Origin of the sequence: Streptococcus sp. HMSC066F10, assembly GCF_001813805.1 — a bacterium.
Taxonomy (GTDB): Bacteria; Bacillota; Bacilli; order Lactobacillales; family Streptococcaceae; genus Streptococcus; species Streptococcus vaginalis.
Window position 1 is genome coordinate 48,961 of sequence record NZ_KV813957.1, and the last position, 19,583, is coordinate 68,543.

Below are 19,583 nucleotides of genomic sequence, written 5' to 3' on the forward strand. Positions count from 1 at the left end.
CTCCATAGTTTCTACAAAAGTAAAAAGGAGCTTGTAATAAGCCCCTTAACGTTCATCATGCTCTTTTGATTTATTTTCTCGTGTTTCTGCTTGTTTTTCTTGTGACTGATATGACTTAATTTGCCCTAAGATAGACGGCTTTTCAGATACATTTTCTTTACTTTCTGCCCTTGTGTGAATATTATCCTCTACATCATAAGTAGTTTCAAAATAGTCACTATCTCTAAAGTCATTATCGTATCTATCTGGCACACCATCATTGTCCAAATCTTTTGCAAGCGGATCATATATATTACCATTGTCATCTCTTTCAAGACCTAATGCTTTTTTAAGGTCATTATCATCAATAGATACAAACTCTCCAAAGTCTCCATATTCCATTTCTTGTTTTAGAAATTCCAATGCCTTTTCTTCACTTCCAAGGTCTTTGAGATAATCAATCTTTGTAACTGGTTCTCCATTGATATATTGAGTAGCTGTAAAGTCTTCTAAGCTAATTTCATATTGAATTTCATGCTTTTCATCTGGTGTAGTAGTATATGCAATTCCAATATGAGCAAGGTCAGGAAAGAGATTATTAAAATTTTCATAGGTATAACTATCATCTTCATATTCCCTTTTGCAAAAATCTACAATAGCCCTTTTTACATCTTCAAGTAATGGATTAGGATTTTCTTTTTCTTCTACTTCTCCCATATCAAGTAGCTTGTTTAATTCTGCAAGTCTTAATACTTTTGTCTTTAGCTCATCTGCTTTTTCAAAAGGCTTTGTTAATTCTTCTTTTGCATTTTCCAGTTGTTCCTTTGTGCTAATGAGTTTTTCTTCAAGACGATTTAACCTTTCTGGCATTTTATCAATAGCATTATCAAGTCTTGTGATATTACCATCTGCACTTGTACCTAGTTCTCCTGAATGGTTTGTAGCCCCTTTTAAAGTGAAATTATGCTCATTTGTAAAGAAGTTATAACTTACCTCTAAGTCCATATTTCGGTACTGTCCTATAACCTTACTTTCATTAATTTTTACACCTTTAATCGCTTCTAAGAGCTTTTCTCCAGCTATCTTTTTATCTTGAATTATCTCGCCATTAATCGTGATAGAGGTGAATTTATTTTCACCACTTCCTTGTGGCTGGGCATTTTCTATATCCTTTTTCACTGCTTCAATTAGATTTTCAGTCCTTGCTATTTCTTCAGGATATGTCTTTGCAACCTTATCCTCTAATCTATATCGATTGGACTTATAGTTTGCTTCAAGCATTTTAAGTTTCGTGACTTCATTATCCAAATCCATCTTTTCTTTTATCTTTGGATCACCAGTAGCAAGTGCCTTAATCTCAGCATAGTTAAGGGAGCTTTCGTCCACATCTTCCGCCACACGAACAGGTGTCTTTGAAGTCATAATCTGTGAAATAAATTTTTGCTTATTCTCTATTGTCTGCCAAAGGTACGAATCAAATGTATTCTCCGTAACATAACGATAGATACTAACTTCCTTGTTTTCATTACCTTGACGAACAATTCTACCACTTCTCTGTTCAAGGTCAGCAGGTCTCCATGGTACGTCTAAATCATGCATTGCAATTAGTTTATTTTGCACATTTGTACCAGCACCCATTTTCTGAGTAGAACCCATTAAAATACGAATTTCTCCTTTTCTTACCTTTGCAAAGAGTTCATCTTTTTGCTTATCGGTATTAGCTTCATGGATAAAAGCAATTTCTTCCTTTGGTATTCCTAAATCTACAAGTTTATCTCTAATATCATCATAGATATTAAAGCTGCCATCACCTTTTGGTGTAGACATATCTGAAAATAGAAGCTGTGTTGATTTTTCTTCTTTTGTCTTATCCCAAATAGAAAATACATTTTTAACACATACATTCACCTTTGAGTTTTCATCATCTGGAAGTAATGGATTGATTAAACGCTGATCTAATGCAAGTTTCTTACCATCATTAGTGATTTTAAGCATATTATCTTCTTCAGGCTCTACGGACTTATTACGCACCTTATCTGCCCTTTCAGATAAACTCTTTAGTATTTCTTTTTGCTCTTCACTTGGTTCAGTTTTAATGACTTTAAAATGAGCTTCTGGAACAGGAAGATTGAGCATATCTGCAGTTTGAATATCCGCTACTTCCTTAAACATACTCATAAGCTCAGGTAGGTTATAGAATTTTGAAAATCTTGTTTTTACTCTGTAGCCTGTCCCCTCAGGAGATAATTCAAAAGCAGATTGTGTTTCTCCAAAAGTTGAAGCCCAGGAATCAAAATGCTCTAGTCCATTCTTTTTTAAAGTGTCGTACTGTAAATATCTTTGCATAGTATAAAGCTCTGTCATTGAGTTTGATACTGGAGTGCCTGTCGCAAAGACAATTCCTTTTCCACCAGTCATTTCATCCATGTATCGGCATTTCATAAACATATCTGAGGACTTAAAAGCTTCAGATTGTCCGATACCTGCAACATTTCTCATTTTTGTATAAAGATATAGGTTCTTATAGTTATGTGCCTCATCAACGATCAGCTTATCTACTCCTAGCTCTTCAAAAGTAATAACATCATCTTTCTTAAAATCATCGTTTAATTTTTCAAGTCTTGCTTCTAATTTTTTTCTCGTCTTTTGAAGTTCCTTTACTGTAAAGTTTTGATTTCTGTCATGCTTATACTCTTCTACATAATTGATAATCTCATCGATTTGGTCTTGAATGTGCTTTTGTTGATATTCCTTAGACATTGGAATTTTTTCAAACTGACTATGACCAATAATGACAGCATCGTATTCGCCTGTGGCAATCTTTCCAATAAATCTCTTTCTGTTTTTCGGTTCAAAGTCTTTTTTATCAGCAACCATAATATTTGCTGACGGATATAGCTGCATAAACTCTCTACCAATTTGTCCTGTTAAGTGATTAGGAACTACAAATAAGGACTTAGTACACATTCCAAGTTTTTTTGCTTCCATAGAGCTTGCTACCATTTCAAAGGTTTTGCCGGCTCCTACTACATGGGCAAGTAAGCTGTTGCCACCATATAAAATTCTTGCAATGGCATTTTTTTGATGATTACGAAGTGTAATATCTGTACTCATTCCATCAAAGCTTAAGTTAGAACCGTCATACTCACGATTACGAATAGAATTAAATCTCTCGTTATATACTTTAACAAGTCTTGTTCTTCTATCTACATCGTTAAATATCCAGTTCTTAAACTCTTCCTTGATAAGCTCTTGTTTCTGTCCTGCAAGCATGGTTTCTTTTTTATTTAGTACCGAAGTCTTTGAACCATCTGGATTTACTAATTGGTCAAAGACTTTTGTTTCTTTTAGGTTTAGAGCATCTTCAATCAGCTTGTAGGCACTCACTCTACTTGTTCCATAGGTCATTTCAGCAAGGTCATTTCCTCTATCTTTGCTCTTTCCCTCAACATTCCATTCACTGGTTAAATGTGAAAATTTAACTTTAATATCCCATCTTGCATATCCTGGAGTCTTTAATGTTTCAAATATGAATCTTTCAATATCCTTAGTTGGAATCCATGTTGCACCAAGCCTTACATTAATTTCACTTGCTTCAAGTTCCTTTGGCATTACTCTTTGAAGTTCTGCTTTTTGATATTCCAGTCTGCTTAGTTCATTTACAAGTGTTTCCCTTTCGTTTTCACTTTCTTCTGGAAGCATTCGTTCTGCTTGTCGCAACCTATTGATATAACTATCTACAATTTCAATCTTTTCTCTAATGTTGCCACTTAAGTATTCATCTTTCGTTACATAGGTATACTTAAAGGAGTTAGTCTCTTCGCTACAAGCAAATGGTAAATCACCATCTTCCAAGTCAAAAGAAAGCTTCTGATTAAAACTAACATTCTCTTCCCTAATGTTTAAAAAGATTTCTCCTCTAAGTTCTTCTATAAGAGTGTTTCTATCCTTATCCGTAAGATTTGTCATGTAATCAAAATCTACATAACCTTTTTGTGAAATAGATAGTACCAATGCTTCAAGTGAATTATCTACATGGTCAATAACTTTCGCTTTTGTGATAGTTCGTTTAGAAAAAATATCGCCTTTTGCCTTGAAGTTTTCTTCTTCATCAAGTATCTCGATAGAAGATACCAGTGGGAAGTTACTATCCTCTCTTAAAGCTCTGGTGTTACTTAAATTATTAACAAAACCATGTTTCTTAGAAAAGTTATCATAAACAGCGTTTAATTTATCCTGAGATTCTTTGATTTCAGCTTCACTAAAGTCTTCTTTTTGCTTGTATATCACATCCTTTAGTGCGTCATTTAATTCGAGATAATTCTTAATCTTTTCCTTGTTTTTGTCTGATACTTCTCTCTTAATGAAAAGTGAATTTTCTCTGTAATATACCTCATCATCAATCAAGGTATAAGAGAAGTTTTTTACATCATCGGTTGCGGGTATTGAGGTTACTTCATCATCTAGTAGCTCTATCTCTTCATACTTCGCATCTTTTGATATTCTTTCACCTGCTATTTCAATACGGTCTTTAAGAGACTCCATATTATTCTCTTGTCCTAAAAAGGCTATCGGCTCACAAGTTAAAGTCTTTCCAAATCTACCACTAACTTCACGCATAGAACCTAATACTTGTTCAGGATGGTCTACAAAGTATTTATTGTAAGTTAAGCCATTTTCATCTTCTGCTAAATGAACCCAGTCATCGTCACGCTCAAGTACACTATCTCTTTTCTTCAGGAAAATAATATCGCTTGTCACCTCAGTTCCGGCAACACCCTTAAAGGTATCGTTAGGAAGTCTTATTGCACCTAAAAACTCTGCTCTTGCATTTATATATTTACGGATACTTTCGTCTTTCTTGTCCATTGTTCCAGATGATGTGATGAAGGCTATAACACCACCATTTCTCACCTTATCAATAGATTTAGCAAAGAAATAGTCATGAATTAGAAAGTTATTACGATTGTATTCCCTATCATTAACCTTAAATTCGCCAAACGGAACATTACCAATTGCCACATCAAAGAAGTTATTTGAAAAACTTGTCTCTTCAAATCCTTTCACTTGCACATCACTTTCAGGATAAAGAAGTTTTGCAATTCTACCACTAACAGAATCAAGCTCAACTCCATAAAACTTTGACTTGCTCATTTCATCTGGAAGATTACCGATAAAATTACCTACGCCCATCGATGGTTCTAAAATATTTCCATTCTTAAATCCCATTTCTGAAAGCGTACTATATACTCCATCAATTACAATTTTAGGCGTATAAAAAGCTGTTAAGGTAGATTCCTTAGCAGCCTCATATTCTGATGAGGATAAATTTTCTTTTAAGAAAGCTCTTGCTTCTTTCCATTGACCGTCTTTACTTTCATCAAAGACATCAGCAAGTCCACCCCACCCAACATATTTAGCCAAAGTTTCCTGTGCTGTAACATCTAAATCCCTTTCACCTTTTTCTATCCTGTTGAGCATTGCAATGGCTTCAAGATTATTGTTTAACCTTTCACTTGGAGCAAGTTTATCAGGGAGAATATCTTCTTTAATTCTAAAGTTTGATACTTTCTCTTGTTTCTTTTCCTCAAGTCCAAAAAGTCTTTCTAAATCACTTTCTAATCTATACGGAATAACTTCTGAACCCGTAATCATTCCTCCAAGATATTCCACATTATCCTTTATGGTTACTGTCTTTAGACCCTTTCCCATGTCATCAAATCTTGTAATGGTAAAATCCTTATTCTTATATTGAACTTCATCTCCAACCATAAGTTTTGGTCTATCAAAAGAGATTTTTTCTAAAAGCTCCTTATCATCAGCAAAACTCACAATCGGCATCATAAAGTTACCTTTTCTAAGTGGTGCAAGTCTTAAATCATTCTTTTTTAGAATCTCATTAAAGCTCACTTCATCATCAATCTTATATGCCTCATGATCTATGTAGACCATTTTCCCAACAGATAAGTCTAATGATTTTTCTTTATCTTCTTCTGGATTAAGGTAATCAAAAAGTGTCTCTTGTTTTGCTTCAACTTGAGTAGCTTCCACAACATAATCAGCAATCTTATATGCTTCATATTTTCCACTATCAATCAAAGTATCAACCTTTGTGCTTTCTTCAAAATCTACTCCTCGATTAAGTGAATATTCTACTCCATCAACTACTACTTTTCTTCCAGTATCCTCAAGGCTAATCTCTAAGCTATCTTGTTTACTTGCAAGGATAAATTCGTTACCCACCTTAATTGCCACTTTTTCATTTTGATTGTTATATGAATATTCTTTAAGGCTATCAACAAACTCGCTCATCGTAACAAAGTCGATATTGTCCTTAAATTCTTCAATTTGACTTATGCTTACATCGTCATTTATTAGATAACCTTTTAGTACATTGAATTTTGCAAGTTTAATATCTAGGTCTTTTAGATACTTTATCTTTTCTGATGTAACACCGTTTGTATCTTTGTTCCAGTCATCAATCAGCCATTTTAACTGTTCCATCTTCCAAACAGGAAGCTTTGGATCTGCAATTTCTGTAATCTCATTTCCATAAAAGTCATATTCTTTAATGGCACTCATAATCTCTTCTAACTGTTCAGAATTAAAATCGCTTAGCTTAATATTTGTGCCTTGAAGTGCTTCTTCTAATTTGCTTGTGGTAAGTCTACTGATTGCAATATCTCTTGATACCTCGTACTCTTCCATTATAGATCCGACTTCTTCGGCAAAATTAGGGCTTAATTCTTCTTCAAATTCCTCTATAACTTCGTTGTTAATTTCTTTATGAATTACATCATCTTCAAAGCTAAGTTCACCATTAAAAACCATCTGAAGCTCTTGTTCATCCATCTGTTTTTTAAGTTCTGTGTATTTAAGTTCTCTAAAAGTTTTTGGAAAATCCTCTAAAATTAGTCTTTGAGCATTTAGCTCTTTAAGCTCATTGATATTAAAATATCCCCATTCAGGCTCTATTCCTAAAACAAGCCCAAAGGCATCGCCACTTTCTCTATCATACTCTGTCATATACCAAGTCCAGTTACTTCTAAATGGAATAATATATGCTGCATGAACTTCTTTTTCGGCAAGGCTTATTTTTTCCTGTTCATAAAGTTCAGGAACACGCTCAAGCATTTCATCAGTCATTAGATTATATGGATCTTCCTTAGAATAGAAAAAGGAAGCATTTTCTGCTTCCTCATTCATATCTTCTATGCTGTTTTCTATGCTTCTACTATTTCCTTTATCACCATCTCTTTTAGGGCTGAAATCATCGCCTTGTACTCTGGATGATTCTCGTCCGTTATCTTCCAAGCTTCCATCATCTTCGGTTTTTCCTCTCTCATAAAGTGGATTGCTCTTTTCTGTACTTCCATTAGATGCATTAGTAATTTCTTCTCTTTGTAAAGGTCTATTAGCATTTGATAGTGTTTCTCCTCGCTCGTTTCTGTAAGAAAGTCCAGTCTCATCACTGCGTAAGTCGGATTTGGAAATTTTTCCATGAAGCTCTTCTCGTTTTCCAGATTGTTCAAGGTCTTCTCCTTGATTTTTGAAATTATCTCGTCCGTATTTTCCATTTCCAAGAACTCGGTTTCTTGTATCATCATCTCTTTGGTCATTTGATCGAATAGCATTTTTTATACCTCCTAATTCATTATTATTTTCGTTAATCTTATTATAATCGGCACCTATACTCTTTGTCAGGTCTTGATTGACAGATAAATTTCTTGTTCTTACAATTGTAGCTTCAATAATATTACTACAAGCATTGGAAATACAGTTACCAACACTCATTAAAGAAATTCTATCTAAGTACTTAAAATTTTCTTGTAAGTTATCCATTGGAATAGGATAATCCATGTTAAATCTATTTGAAATTGCAAAGCTAATAGAATTTCTCATAAAGTTTACAAATGAGTTTCTATCTTCATCAGAAATTCTCAAGTTATTACAAAGCTCATAGATGCTGTCATCTGCATAAACTCTGCTAAGTGAGTAGATATTTTCAGATAACTTATCACTTGCTTCAAAGCCACGAAGAGTAAGCATATCTTTTAGTGCTTCTTCATGTTTTTCTCTATCAAACGCCCATAGTTTTACCTCATTTACGCCTCTATCCATAGATACTGTCTGACTAATATCAAAGATATATCCAACCTTTTGAAATGGATAGGTTTCACTTAGGATTGGAATACCCTTTTGTCCTCGCATAACGGTGCGATTAAATCTTTCCCTCCACATATCAAAGCTTGCACAAGCAGTTGCATTGGGATTTTTATCATAGATACTAAGTTGACTTAAAAAGTCGTATCTTTGGTTATTTCCAATGACTTTTAAGAGTTTCAGATACTCATTTTCACTATCTAAAACATCTCTTTTTACAAGCTCGATAATATTGTAAAAATCATTTGTTCTCATCTTTACCTCCTAGTTCTTCAAAATTTCTTTTAATATTGCTTCTAACACATTTACGACAATGCTATTTCCAGCTTGTTTATAAAGTATTGACGATAATTTACCTTTTCTTCCTGGATATATAGCTTTGAGTTTATTAAAGTCTTCATCATCAAAACCCATAAGTCTAAAGCATTCTCGCTCAGTTAAATATCTATATTTGCCATTACTTAAATCAATAATTCCTGAATTAGGAATACGCACTTGCTTGGTGGAAATTGTGTAGGCAAACTTATCTATCACTTTAAGTCTTCCTCTAAAATTATTATTCTTAGGCTCTCCTCTTATATATCGAAGCATTGACTCTTGCCTTACTTCATAAAGATTTGAAGCGTCTTTCTCAAGAAATTCAGATATATCCCTTGTTTGTGTTTTTTCGAGCTTGGCAAAATCAAAAGAATTATTCCCCAAGATGCTTACAACAAAGATACGCTCTCTTTTCTGTGGTATTCCAAACTCTATAGCATTTAGAATTTCATATTTGTTCTCATATCCAAGTCTCTCCATTTCTTTTAGGTAATGAAAAAAGGAAGCTCTCATATTCTTATCGAGAACTCCCTTTACATTTTCCCAAAGCACTATCTTTGGTCGTATTTTCATTTCTTCTATAATTCGTATTGTTTCAAAAAGAAGACTACTTCTTGTACCGCTACCTTTTGTGCCACCCTTCTTTAAGCCACTTCGACTAAAATCTTGACAAGGACTTCCATGCATTAGTAAATCTATTTTTTCATCTGGTGGATGAAAATACAAAATACTTTTCGGCTTAAAATTAGTATTGTATAAAGCATTGTAGCTTTTAACACAGTTTTTATCTATCTCTACATAATCAATTACTTGGTGAGGTATCTTTTGTCTGATGAAAGCCTTTCTAATTGCTCCGATACCACCAAATAGTTCTATAATTTTTATCGTTTCAATCTCAACCACCTCCAACAAAAAAAGGAACAAGATTTCTCTCATTCCCTTTGGTTTATATTCAATTTCTATTTTTTGTGTGTGTTTATCGTATTTTTAATTTCTTCTTCAATGCTGTTTAAAAACTTTTCCTTATCTTCTTTACCACTTGCAATATCAGAAAGCTGCATTTCCCAATCAGCTGTTGTTTTAGCTGATTTAAAGGTGTCAGCTACAATCGTTACAAGACTAATTCCTTTATGCGTAGCGATTAAATTTTTCTTATCTCTTTCGATAAAACCTTTGAAAATCAAGTTTTCAATAATACCTGCACGAGTTGCTGGTGTACCAAGTCCTTTTCTTTCTACCTCAATGCCTTTTTCTAAGGCGTCATTACCCGCTACTTCCATAGCCTTTAAAAGTGTATCTTCCGTAAAATGTTTAGGTGGTGTTGTATATTTCTCTTTTATTTCTTTATTTTTTATTTCAAATACATCTCCAACCTTTATATCCGGGAGTAGTATATCTTCCGTTTTCTTCGTTTTATATTCTTTTAGATACTTAGTGAATCCCTCATCAATTATCACTTTGCCACTACTTGTAAATTCAAATCCATCAAACTCAGCAACAATTTTTGTAGTATTTTCTACTAATGGGTATCCAACACTTGCGTGAAGTTTATTTGTTATAAGTCTATATACTTTTGCTTCACTTGCTGGAAGAGTTGAAATATCTTCTTTTAATGAGCTGATTGTTGGTATAATCGCATGGTGATCCGTAACTTTTTTGGAGTTAAACACTATCTTAATTCTTTCAGTATCAAAGTCATTCTTGCCTAAGATATTATTAATGACGCTTGTAATCATATCTTCAGTCAGGCATCTGCTATCCGTTCTTGGATAAGTGATAAACTTCTTTTCATATAGGCTCTGTGCATAATCAAGTGTTTGCTTAGCACTATATCCAAAATATTTGTTGCACTCTCTTTGGAGCGTTGTAAGGTCAAATGGCAAATCAGGCTTTGTTATCTTTTCTTTTTGAATAACATCGGTAATTTCTATCTTATCGCCTACTAAGTTTAAGAGCTGCTCTGCTGTTATTTCATCATCAATTCTATCTGTTGAAAGTGTAAAGTCATTAAGACTTAACTCTACTGTAAAATATTTTTCTTTTTTGAAATTGGTTATTTCCTCATCTCTATTTACAATCATTGAGAGGGTAGGTGTCTGCACTCTTCCTACACTGTAATTTTGCTTATATAGGCACGAATAAAATCTACTGATATTCATTCCAACAAGCCAATCTGCAATCGCTCTTGCCTGTGCAGACTCAAAGAGATTATCGTAGAACTTTCCCTCTTTTAGATTATCAAAACCATCTTTTATGGCACTATCCTCCATCGATGAAATCCAAAGGCGTTCCATCTTCTTTTTACAATTTGCTTGATTGTAAACAAGTCTAAAAATACTTTCCCCCTCACGACCTGCATCACAAGCATTTACTACATTCTCTACTTCTTTATCATTCAATAGTTTCTTCAAGATACTAAATTGTTTCTTAGTGGATTTTGAAACCTCATACTTATATTCACTCGGAATAATCGGTAAATCTTCCATATTCCACTTAGCATACTTTTCATCGTAGCTATCGGGATTTGCCATCTGAATTAGGTGTCCAATGCACCAACTTACCTTATAGCCATTTCCCTCATAGTATCCATCTTTTTTATTTGTTGCTCCTATTACTTTTGATATGGATAGGGCAACACTTGGTTTTTCTGCAATTACAAGTTTCATATATTTTTATCCTCCCTGTAAAAAATAGGGCGAAAGATTTTACTCTCTCGCCCTATATCTTGCACCCAAAATTGTATAGTTTTAGGTGCAAATTTACTCTAACTCATCATCTTCTTTATCTTCTGTTTCAACTTCATCTACTTCATTTTCACTTTCCTCGGCTTCTGAAAAGAAACTATCGTCATCTTCTTCTAATGCTTCAAGTTCTTCATTCTCTTTCTTTTTAACAACCTTAAAGTAATAACCTGCACCTAATGCTCCACCTACTGCAAGAAGTAAGATAATGTAAGTTCCCATACTACTTTTTTCTTCTTTCTTAACCGGCTTTACTTCTTCTTTCTTTGGCTCTTCTTTTGTAATTTCCTGTTTTGGAGCTTCTTTCTTTTCAACCATATTAAGTAGATCATCTTCTGAAACTTCTGTTAAAAGCATTACATTCTCGCTATCTTCATCATGGTTAATGATTAGATGAAAAGTCTTTCCATTTTTAGTTGTAAAAGTTACAAACTGTCTTGCGTCTGCTGAATACATATCCGTAGACTTATTATCTTTACCATCGTTGTGGTGAATTGGATAATCTTTGTTTGCATTATCCTTATTCTCTGTAACAGATCCTCTTGCCTTTGATGGTGCTGACGCTACTCCTTTATTTGTATTTACAGGCTTGCTTGTTCCATCCATAGAAGACGTATCTCCATTACTTGAAGTCTGTTTAGGTGTTAGCTTATTCGGATAGCGAATTTCTTGCTTTTCTTCTTTTTTACCAGTGTTTTCAGATGTAGTGTTTCCCTTTTTTGTCGCAGAATTTGAAGCAATTTGTTTTTCGCTACCTGTTTGTGTTCCTTTTCCGCTTGTAAAAGGAATTGGACTAGATGTAACTGTCTTTGATGGAGCTTTTCCTGTACTTGATGATGTATTTTTTAGAGTATAAATTTTACTTTCTAAGCCTTTAATTCTATCTTCAAGCTTTGAAATATCCTTATCCGATATACCTTTTATCTTTTCATTTTTTCTATTTTCAAACTTTTCTTCTAAGGATTTGATTTTATCATTAAGCTTATTGATTTCTTCTTTCTTATCATTAGAAATGTCCGCTTTATCTTTTAGCTCCTTGTTTAGTTTATCCATTTCTTTTTCATAGACTTTTAGGTCTTTTTCTAACTTTTCAATGTCTTTTCCTGTTAAAACAGTTTGCACAGAAACATCTTTTTTCTTCTTTTCCTCAGTTTGAGTAGCACTATCCTTTATATCTTTCTCGGTTTGAGTATTTTCATCTTTCTTTAGATAAGATACCTTTCTTATAATTTCATCATCTTTTCCCTTTACCTTATATGTGGCAAAATCATCAAGAAATTTCATATTATCAGGTAACATATCAAGTTCTGAAGCATCAAGAACATAGCCTACATCAAAAGTTTTAGTAAATTCTTTATATACCTTTCCATCTTCGAAAAAGTATTTTACCTTAACTTCTGCTTTAGTTTGTGTTGCTGAATCTTTTTTACTTTTATCATCTGTTTGTACTGAACTATCCTTTTTTTCAGTTTTATCAGTTTGCGTATCAACACTTGCCACTCTTGTAATTAAGTCATCTACATTAAAAGTTATATATGGAAGACCTGTATGGTATCTATTCCAAGTTTCAATGATGAGCTTATCTTTCTCAATCTTTATTTCTTTAAGATTGTTGATATTAGGATTGGCTTCTTTAACTTTCTTTATAATTTCTTTTTTGGACTCTTCTTTTATTTCTCCATCATAATCAATCTTAGTTTTTACAATATCTCGATTCAGCTTATATACAGGTGTATCTAAGATATGGTAAATCTTATTATCGCTATATGTTCTAATATGCTCCTCAATAGAACCAACATAGTAGTCTTGATTGTTTTCTGTAAAATCTAAGAATATGCCGCTGCCAATATTTACACCTGTAGCTTTATAATAATTAAATTCTTTTTTGCTTGTAAATCTTGTATGTCCCGTTCTTTCGGTATCAAAATCAGCTTCTGTAAACATTTCATCATATCTATCAAATGATGTTAAATTACCCTCAAGTTTAAATTCCTTTAAAATATTTATCTTAAATTTCAGCTTATCCTCATAATATGACTTACTTATATTCTGATCACTTGTATTGTCAATCATATTCACAATAAATTTTGTTTTATACTGCCCATGATTATTATCGGCTCCCATAGCATATACAATATTTGATTTGTTTAGGTACACTGTTGCCACTAAGCCTACTAACACCAGTAAAGCAAGTATACTTGCTAAAATCTTTTTGTTACTCAACAATTTTTTCATCATTAAACTCCTTTTCTTGTTTTTGTTTTTTCTCTTCTTTTACTTTTCTCATTAAGTCCTCAAGCGTGATGTTGTTTTCTCTACAAATCACGATGATTTCTTCGTTTTCAAGTTCTTCTTCTCGAATAAATAAAGGCTCTAATTCTTTATCAATCAGAGCCTTTTTATCAAGAAGTTTTTTTATTTTATTTTTCGTTAGTTTTAATTCTTTTCTCACATTCTGCCCTCCTTATCTGTTTACATTTGGTGGAAAGCCAAAGCCTACTGGATGATGTTTACAGAATGTTGCTATCCAATCATCTAAGGTTGTTACCCTAACTACTCCGATATTATCCATTACCTTACCATCACCAATATAAATTCCGACATGACCATAAGTAAGTCCGGCTTGACCACCACTGCTACTACTTTCAACTGCTACAAGCATTCCTACTTTTAACTTTGATCTATCAGAAGTAAATGTATGGTTTCGATACATATCATTAGCATTTCCTCCGATATATCCAAGACCTGCATTTTGATAAACTTGTGAAACCCACATGGCACACCAACCTGCTCCAGGTGATGGAGTAATATATGCTGCATTTACAATTTTCTTTTGAACATCAGACGATGCTTCATATTCTTTTCCTCCACCAACACCACCATTTGCTGTAATCAAATCGGTATTTCCAAATATCTCACCCATATTACCTTGAGCAAGAAATAGAGCTTCATAGTGTTTTAAATTATCTGGATAATCTCTAAAAACTTCTCTAATGACGCTATCCATTTCCCTTTTATTTAGGGTAACAATGAGCTTTCTATACTCGTAAGGCTCTTCGTGACTTTCTGTATATTCGTTTCCATCCTCATCAGTATAGGTTTCTGTTACAGTCCTGTATCTTGTTTCAACTTTTTCTTCATAATCAACCTGATACATGGAATCAAAGAGTTCATCTAAAATACCGCTAACTTCTGAAAGTTTTTTTACATCACCACATCTTGATGTGATATAGGCTAAAAGTTCGTGGACATTATGACCAATATCTCCATTTTTATTTATGATGTACTCATCATATCCGGGATAGTTTTCTTCTACATTCTCAAGCTCTTTATACAGTTCATCTTCTTTTTTTGAAAAACTTTGGTTAATTTCTTTTAGTATATTTGGAGCAGATAGGTATGAAGTTGTAAGAATACCACTTGTAAAATTAGAAAGCCCGCCCATTGAAATACTTGCAAAATCAAGGATAAATGTTCCAAAAACAATAATAGCAACTATTAAAATAGCTGCTACTTTCGTTTTTCTTATGATAAAGTCCTTAGATACCTTTAAGGTATTTACAAAGGCTTCTTTTACTCTATCCCTTATCCTCGTCTTATTTTGCTTATAGATAACCGACTTCATCTGTTTCTTCTTTTGAAACTTCTTATAAGCATTTGCTTTTTTATATTGGTCGGTCTTCTTAATCTCGTCCATGCTCTTTCTAAACTCAAGCTTGGATTTTCTACTTTGGATTTTCCTATCGCTCTTTTCTAAATCATATAGCTTCTTACTTTTTCTCTTGTCCGAATAATTCTTTACACCATGAATAAGTTTAGAGGAACTTCCTAAGCCTTTTTCAGCAGCTTCAACCGATGCATTTTCATCACTACCAGATGATAGATAAGCACTTGTAACCTCACCAAGTTTTGCAGCTCCAATCACACTTCCACCGACTATGGTTTCTTTGTTATACCTTTTATAAAGCTGATTTTCCTTTTCCCTATCTTTGATGGCTTCTTTACCAGTTTTAGAAGCTTTAGTATTATCTTCTTTTTTCTTATCTGTCCCTTTTCTTGTAAAGAGCTTATCAGAATAGTTCTTTCTTTTAAGTGACGTTTTCTGCTTTTCATAAAGTTTGGATTTTTTATTACCTAAAGGCTCATAGGATACATCGCTATCTCTAAAATCATTATCGTATCTATCAATGACACCATCACCATCTTGGTCTTTTGCCAAAGGATCATAGATACGATTTTCTTTAACCTCTGTTTGATAATCTGACTTAGCTACTTCCGTTTCAGCAAAATCACTCACAAGTTTTTTAGAATGTTTTCGCTGATTAACATTTACGCTCTGACTATTCAAACCATTATTAGTATTACCTACTTCTCTATTCCTATGAGTTTCTTTAGAAGCAGTATTTTCAAAAACTCTATAAGCATCTGAATTAACTTCTATCCTTTGGTTTTTCTCTGCAGACTCTACAATAGGCTTCATTCCACTATCAGTTTCAAAACTGTTACTTTGAAAATTTCTTTTTATAGCATTTTTGCTCTTGTTACTTGTGTCTATTTCACTAGTAATATCTGTTCTTTTACTTATCTTCTCGTGAAGCTTATCTTGAAACCTATTTTCTTCTTTAACAACCTTATCCCTGTAATCATCTCCAGTTTTTCTTTTGTAATCTAGGACATCATCTGTTTCAGCCTTTGTGATGATTTTTTCTTCTCTTGCCCTTAACTTTTCATTCAAATCTCGCTTTCTTTTTTTACTCATAAGACGCTACCTCACTTCTTCAGGTTTTGTAGTCATCTTTTGATATAGGATTGTGTCTTTAGGGAAATTATCTACAAATGGAACAATGGTATTCCCAAAGAAAATCAGACCTTCACCAGCTCTCGAATTAGTAACGAATTTTTCCTGATCCTTTGAGATTTTAAGCTTTACAACAAGCCAATCTCTATCACCTGTTGCTTGATTAAGCATTAGAATAAAATCCGTATTGTCGAAAATATTTTCAATTTCTTTACTTGCAAGTAGATCTTTGACATTTTGTGTAATTCCTGTTGGAATACCTCCCCATTTTCTAAATCTCTTCCAGATTTCCACCGAATACTGTGAAGTCTGTTCATCCTTTAAAAGCAAGTGAAACTCGTCAATGTAATACCTTGTACTTTTGCCGGTATTTCTATTTTGAGAAACCTTATTCCAAACCTGGTCTTGAATAACAAGCATACCTATCTTCTTAAGCTGCGTTCCAAGTTCTTTAATATCAAAGCAAATAAGCTGTTTATTTAAATCTACATTTGACTGATGATTGAAGACATTAAGACTTCCTGAAACATAGATTTCCATTTCTGTTGCAAGTTTCTTTCCCACCTTTTCTTCTTGCCCTCTTAACATATTGTAAAGGTCTTGAAGTATAGGCATATTCTCTGGAATTGGATTTTCAAAATACTTTTCATAAATTCTAGGTAAACACCTATCTATAACAGACTTTTCTTCTGCTGTAAGTCCACTACCACCAACCACAAGTTCAAGCATAGACATAATAAAGTTTGCCTTATCCTTAAGTGGTGCATCACCATCTCCATAATTCATATTTATATCTAGTGGATTGAGATAGTCTTTACTCTTTGCACTAACCTTAATGACTTCTCCCTTAAACTGTTTAACAAGATTGCCATATTCTCCCTCTGGATCACAAATAATCACATCATCATCTGTTGTAAGAATAGCATTTGCCATTTCACGCTTTGCAGAAAAGGACTTACCAGAACCAGGCGTACCTAGAATCAATCCATTTGGATTTTTAAGCATTTTTCTATCTGCCATAATAAGATTATGGCTTAAGGCATTTAATCCGTAGTACAAGCTATTTGATGAGTTTATGAAAAGCTCCTCTGTTGTAAATGGTAAAAATACTGCTGTAGATGATGAGGTTAGTCCTCTATCTATTTCAATCTTATTTACTCCAAGTGGTAATACACTTACAAAGCCTTGTTCTTGACTATGATCTAAGCGTTTAATTTTACAATTATGTTTACTTGCAATAGATGAAATCTGAGAAATAGTCGTATCTAGCTTTTGTACTGTCCTTGCAAAATTCATAAAGACAATCGTTACGATAAACATACGCTCATCTCTTGTCTGGAGATCTTTTAAAAGCATCTTGATATTATCTCCATAGGTAATTAAATCACTTGGCAATATGTCCATATCATAGCCACTTCTAACTGCCTTTTTATTTTCCTCAATCTTCATCTTATCAATATCTGTATTTTTTCTTTTCACCATTTTAATAGCTTCTGTCTGCTCAACTGCCTTGATATGAAAAGAAATATTGATGTTGTCATCTATATCTAAAAATTCTGCAAGCATTCTATCAGATAGCTCACTTGCAAGTATTTGAAGATGACTTACAGCTCCAATATATTTTCCAAACTTAAAATACTTACTTGGCACGAAGTTAAAAGAATCTGGTGCAATAACAGTCTTTGTACTTTCTCTTGGTTTTAAGTCTTTATAGGAAAAAGAAAAGAGCTTATCTGGATTTAAAATATCATGTAAGACTTTTAATCTTTCTTCTCCAGTTAAGCCCTCAGCACGAACTCCCATGCTCTTTAGATTTGATAATATATCAATCTCAAGTCGCTCAAGTTTTGCAGTCGCTTGCTCCAAACTATCCGCTTCAACTCCAAAGGTGATATACTTCGATTTCTTTAAACCATTATTTCCCTTTGCAAGCTGACTTTTTAACATCTCACGAAACTCTAATCGAATATCATCATAACCATCATTTTTATCCGGTATCTGAATAGCTGCTTTTAATTCATTATTTCTTCCAAGTTGATTTATATATGAAAACTCAATATCTACACTTGGATCAAAAGAGTTTAAGACATTCGCAAATTGATTGAAAATCAAATCCTTATCTTCTTCTAAGGCAAGCTGATAGTTTATATCCTGAAATGCAATACACTTATTATAGTGCTTTTCATCAAGCTGGCATATTCCACTTTTTAGCATTCTCAGATAAGGTATTGTATCTTCAACAGTATATCTCTTAGGCTCTTTCTTAAATATTAAGTCGATTAGAGAAGCTTTTTTCTTCTGCTTAGTCAGCTTTTCTTTTTTCAGGTTTCTTTTGTTTTCCTTTAATACCTTTTGATTTTTTTCTAACTGAATTTGCTGTATTTTTCTTTTCTTGTTCAAGGTAAACCTCCTTTCTCACTCGCTTCTGTGGTTGATAAAACTTGTGTAGATATATGTGCTTAAAATATTTCTCAAAGGTAAGTCCATCTTTTTCAAATAGTGTTACAAAGAAGATTGGAAGAGTTGATACAATTAAAAACAGTATCGCTATATCATTAGGCATAAACTTTCTCATAAATAAATAGACTGGTATACCAACCAGTCCAGCAAGTGTAAATCCAATTAATTGTCTTCTTGTAAGGTTAAAGGCTACCTTTGTTTTTACCTTTTTTAAATCTTTGGGAATTGGTACATAGCCCATAGCTTACCTCCCATCTTCTTTTTCCTTTGAAAATGCTTCAAAATGTTCATAGCATGAAGCAACTTCATTTCTCATCTCTTCTAATTCTGACTCAATGAATGCATTTTTCTGCTCTTGATAACAAAGAATAGATTTCACATCATCTCTTGTACTTTTTACTTCATCTTCTAAATTCTTTAATTTGTTCCTGTTAAAAATCGAGATAGCAAATGCTCCAATTCCTACTGCAATAATTGAAACTGGAAACAACTTTTTCTTTACTTCTATCATTAAAAATCCTCCTTAATGTGCGTTTAATACACTCTTTGCAAGCGTTCCACTCTTTAGCATCATTAGACCAAGAAGTAATGCATAGCCTAATATCATAAAGGTACTTGCATGAATGTCCGTTATCTTTATCGTCTTTACTAAAACTGCGTAAATACCCAAGCATATAATCAAGAATAAGCCTTGAAGCCCAATAGCAAATAGACCTTTGATATAATTTGTTCCAATTTGTCCCCACTCCTTATTTCCCATAGTGGCAAATGGAATTGCTGAAACTGAACAGTAAACATATATCTCAAACATTCTGCCATAGACAACTAGCATTATGACTACCGACATAACCTGTATTGCAACTTTAACAAGCGAGGTTTCAAAGAGTATCATCACCAGTTCTCCAAGTCCTTTGTCTTTTAATCCCTCAACCATCTGAACAATTTGATCACCTGAAACGGTGGCAGAAGTATTGATTACTCCTGCCGCCTGATTTACAAGGTGTTGTGCAACATCAAAGACTGCCATTGAGAATGTAAAGGCATGAGATACTAGCCATACTGCTATCCACATCTTTATCATGTATTTAAAAAACTCAAAGGTATCTGTATCGTGCATATTGTTC

The 19,583-nt window shown here is 33.3% G+C and carries 9 protein-coding genes and 2 pseudogenes; all 11 read right to left on the reverse strand.

Going from position 1 to position 19,583, the window contains the following annotated elements; all coding sequences use genetic code 11:
* Positions 1-45: 45 nt before the first annotated feature.
* Entirely contained in the window at positions 46-8,397 is an 8,352-nt protein-coding gene (locus HMPREF2933_RS01360) for a helicase-related protein (RefSeq protein WP_070672351.1), read from the reverse strand.
* A 9-nt stretch (positions 8,398-8,406) separates the two neighbouring features.
* Positions 8,407-9,354, reverse strand: coding sequence for a DNA cytosine methyltransferase (locus tag HMPREF2933_RS01365; protein ID WP_198429532.1), 948 nt, complete (start codon positions 9,352-9,354; stop codon positions 8,407-8,409).
* Positions 9,355-9,419: 65 nt separating this feature from the next.
* Positions 9,420-11,126 carry a DNA topoisomerase 3 gene (locus HMPREF2933_RS01370; RefSeq protein ID WP_003033547.1) on the reverse strand — a complete coding sequence of 569 codons (1,707 nt, stop codon included), beginning with the start codon at positions 11,124-11,126 and terminating at the stop codon, positions 9,420-9,422.
* Positions 11,127-11,219: 93 nt separating this feature from the next.
* Complete coding sequence (locus HMPREF2933_RS01375; protein ID WP_000735516.1) at positions 11,220-13,436, reverse strand: CD1107 family mobile element protein; 2,217 nt, start codon at positions 13,434-13,436, stop codon at positions 11,220-11,222.
* Positions 13,417-13,653 carry a hypothetical protein gene (locus HMPREF2933_RS01380; RefSeq protein WP_001224413.1) on the reverse strand — a complete coding sequence of 79 codons (237 nt, stop codon included), beginning with the start codon at positions 13,651-13,653 and terminating at the stop codon, positions 13,417-13,419. Before HMPREF2933_RS01380 ends, HMPREF2933_RS01375 begins: the two co-directional genes overlap by 20 nt.
* A gap of 12 nt (positions 13,654-13,665) precedes the next feature.
* A pseudogene (locus tag HMPREF2933_RS01385) lies at positions 13,666-15,483 on the reverse strand (CHAP domain-containing protein); the annotation flags it as partial.
* Positions 15,484-15,696: 213 nt separating this feature from the next.
* Positions 15,697-15,960 (reverse strand): annotated as a pseudogene (locus HMPREF2933_RS10570) (CHAP domain-containing protein); the annotation flags it as partial.
* A 6-nt stretch (positions 15,961-15,966) separates the two neighbouring features.
* A complete protein-coding gene (locus HMPREF2933_RS01390; RefSeq protein ID WP_032108374.1) occupies positions 15,967-18,399 on the reverse strand; it encodes a VirB4-like conjugal transfer ATPase, CD1110 family in 2,433 nt (810 codons plus the stop codon).
* On the reverse strand, positions 18,302-18,700 hold the full coding sequence (locus tag HMPREF2933_RS01395; protein WP_000542590.1) for a PrgI family protein: 399 nt from the start codon (positions 18,698-18,700) through the stop codon (positions 18,302-18,304). Before HMPREF2933_RS01395 ends, HMPREF2933_RS01390 begins: the two co-directional genes overlap by 98 nt.
* A 3-nt stretch (positions 18,701-18,703) precedes the next feature.
* On the reverse strand, positions 18,704-18,970 hold the full coding sequence (locus tag HMPREF2933_RS01400) for a hypothetical protein (protein ID WP_000573637.1): 267 nt from the start codon (positions 18,968-18,970) through the stop codon (positions 18,704-18,706).
* 12 nt (positions 18,971-18,982) lie between these two features.
* On the reverse strand, positions 18,983-19,583 hold a 601-nt coding region (locus HMPREF2933_RS01405; protein WP_070672357.1), incomplete at its 5' end, for a VirB6/TrbL-like conjugal transfer protein, CD1112 family.